Here is a 2,769-nt window from a genome sequence, read left to right on the forward strand (position 1 = left end):
CGATGCGGCCAGCGTCTATTTCGCCATCAGGCCCGGCGGGCGCCTCTACCTGGGACGCCTCAATCTCGCCTATGTGCAGGACTTCCTGACCAAGTTTTCCCAGTTTTCCGGGACCACGCTGATGCTCGTCGCAAGCGATGGCTTTGTGATGCTCTCCGGCGACCCGGGACTGAAGCTTGCGATGTTTGATCTAAGGAAGTGGGCGGGACCGCCCACGGCGCGCCGGACCTTGGTTGTCGGCGACCGTCGCTGGATACCGATGATCGCTCCGGGCAGCGCCATCGGGGCCAGATACTATTGGCCGGCTCAATCCTCGCTCAAACGAAGGCGGTGTCTGCGACTGGGCCTTGATCATCGCACCGGCGCTGTCGCGTGCTGCGAGGTTGCTGGTCCGCACAGCGGACCCTACAGGAGGGTCCGCTGTTTCTCGTTCCCAGGCTCCAGCGTGGAAGCCGTAAAGGAGGCTTCAGCCGGGCGACCCTTAGCCCACTCCGCGGGGTGACGACAAGCTTGGATGTTGTTATAGTTACAACATGAAGGCTGTCCTTCTTCAGCGATCCCGCGTCAAGCTTGGCGCCAACCGCTTCGCTGACATCCTGATCTGGCAGGTGCCGACGCCGGTGCCCGGCAGCGTGCACTGCTTCAAGTACCGACTGGCCTTGGTAGTGGACGAAACCTGCGTGCTGCGTTACGACAACGAGGCCGGCAAGGGTGACCACAAACACTGCGGTGTCTGCGAGGTTCCGTACCGCTTCACCGCGCTGGATCAACTGGTTGACGATTTCTGGGCCGATGTGGCCGGAGTGTGAGGCACCGATGACCACCGTGACGATTGAGGTGTCCAGCGTCGAAACCACCAAGGAGCGGATGAAGGCGGCCTTTCGCGGTGAGCCGCAGGGTTGCTTCATCAGCTTTCCCAGCCACGAAGACCTGTGGGCCACCTTGACGGCCAACCGCTGGGCGATCCTCAAGGCCCTGACCGGCGCCGGGCCCCTGGGCGTGCGCGAGCTGGCGCGACGGATCGGACGGGATGTGAAGGGTGTCCACACCGATGCACAGGCGCTGGTTTTGTGCGGCGTGATCGATAAGAGCGCCGATGGCAAACTGCTGTTTCCTTATGACCTGGTGCATGTGGAATTCATGCTGAAGGCGGCCTGATGCCCAGTTCCGGCTGAGGTCGCCGGCTGCGCCCCGCCCTCATTCCTGCGGCATGCCGCAACGAAGTCGCCAGGCGCCGGCGATCGACCCGGCGCGGGCGCGGGTCGCCGCCGACCAGCCCAGGAGCCCCGCGCCGAGCAACCAGGCCACCGACGGCAGGGGTACGGCCGGGCCGTTGGCGACCACGTAATCCATATAGAAGCCGGTATCCGGTTGGGATTCGAGCAGGGTGAAGCTCAGCCTGAGATCGAGTACGCCGTCGGCGGAGACGCGATCGGACCAGGAGCCGAGGTCGAGCAGGCGATCGTTGAAGAACCAGAGGGCCAGGGCCAGGTCGGTAAAGGTCCGTTGGAATACCGTGGCCCCCTCCTCGACGATGGCGAAGTCGAAAGCCCCGAGCACAGTCCCGAAACCCACGGGGTCGAGCAGCCCGATCAAGAGGTGTTGGGGCGGATCGGCGATCTGGGTCGTGTCGAAGCTCAGGGTGCTTGCCCCTTGGTAGGTCTGCGCCGAGCCGCTCGGGGTCCCGGTGGCGTAGGCCCCGCCGAGGACGCCGTAGGCGAGGATGGCCGACGCGGCAGGCAGGGCGAGCATGACCGTGGGATTGGCGATCAGGCGCCCGGAGACCGCGGTGGGCGCGCCGGTGGCGTAGGCGACCGCCTGGCTCCCGGACGCAGCGTCCGGACTCGGCAGGGGCCCGCCCACGGCACTGCTGGCCATGACCTTGACCTGGCCGTCCACCGGGGCCGAGGCGGTGCCGGCGATGCTGAGCGCCAGGCCGCTGTCCTGTGCGGAGGTGGCCGATGCGCTGGCGGTGCCGCCGCTCCCGCTGCCCTGCGCCGTGGCGACGGCCGAGCCGGCATTGCCGCCATGCCCGGTTCCCCCTTGGGCAGTTGCACTCACCGAGACGGTGCCAGGTGCGACGCCGGTCGCGACGCCGGTCGCGGCGGCAACCGCGTCCCCGCCCCGCGCGCCGACGCCGCCGTTGTTGCCGGAGCCGCCGGCCCCGCCCGCCGCGGCGGCCGAGACGGCGACTGGCCCGTCGCCGGTTCCCTGCGCCTGCGCTTGGGCCCCGCCGCCGCCGCCGCCGCTGCCCGTGGTCCCGTCGGGGGCGAGTGCGCTGCCCCCGTCGCCCCCGGTAGCGCCGGCATCGGCCGCGACCGGCTGGTTCCCCGCGCCGCCGGCGATTGCAGTCGAGTCCGCGGACCCGCCGGCGCCGCCGCTGCCGGTGCCGCCGACGGCATCGCCGCCCCGCCCGCCGATGGCCGTATCGTTCGCCAGGACCGTGCTGTCCCCCGTGGCACCGGCATCGGCGCCGCTGCGCGCGGTCCCGCCCGCCCCAGCGAGGCTGGTGGCCCCGGTTCCGAAATAGACCTGGCCGCCGTTGCCGCCCGTCGCGTACCCGTAGGCGGTGGCGGTATGGGCGTCGCCGGTGGTGTCCGCCGTGGCCCGGTCGGTCGCGGCACCGCCGGCACCGCCGCTCGCCCCGTCGAAGCCGGTGCCGCCGGCGCCGCCCAGGACGCCGTCCGACCAGACCCCGGTACCGGCCTGGGCGCTGCCCGCGTCGTTGGCGGCGTCGGCACTCGCCGTGGCCGCCGCGCCGGCGGACGC

Annotated in this window: 3 protein-coding genes and 1 pseudogene; 3 read left to right on the forward strand and 1 reads right to left on the reverse strand. The window is 70.2% G+C overall.

The window, feature by feature from the left end; genetic code table 11:
* The 3 genes from QZY48_RS17560 to QZY48_RS17570 form a co-directional block, all read left to right on the forward strand.
* Positions 1–502: hypothetical protein (locus QZY48_RS17560; protein WP_295433409.1), on the forward strand; the 502-nt coding region annotated here is incomplete at its 5' end.
* A 31-nt stretch (positions 503–533) separates the two neighbouring features.
* The gene (locus QZY48_RS17565) at positions 534–809 is read left to right on the forward strand and encodes a DUF6516 family protein (protein ID WP_295433411.1); all 276 of its coding nucleotides are present in this window, start codon (positions 534–536) and stop codon (positions 807–809) included.
* A 7-nt stretch (positions 810–816) separates the two neighbouring features.
* Complete coding sequence (locus tag QZY48_RS17570; protein WP_295433413.1) at positions 817–1,158, forward strand: transcriptional regulator; 342 nt, start codon at positions 817–819, stop codon at positions 1,156–1,158.
* A gap of 39 nt (positions 1,159–1,197) precedes the next feature.
* On the opposite strand, the pseudogene QZY48_RS17575 reads toward QZY48_RS17570, so the two are convergent.
* Positions 1,198–2,769: pseudogene (locus QZY48_RS17575) on the reverse strand (hypothetical protein); the annotation flags it as partial.

The sequence above is a fragment of the uncultured Thiodictyon sp. genome (genome assembly GCF_903828115.1).
Lineage (GTDB): Bacteria > Pseudomonadota > Gammaproteobacteria > Chromatiales > Chromatiaceae > Thiodictyon.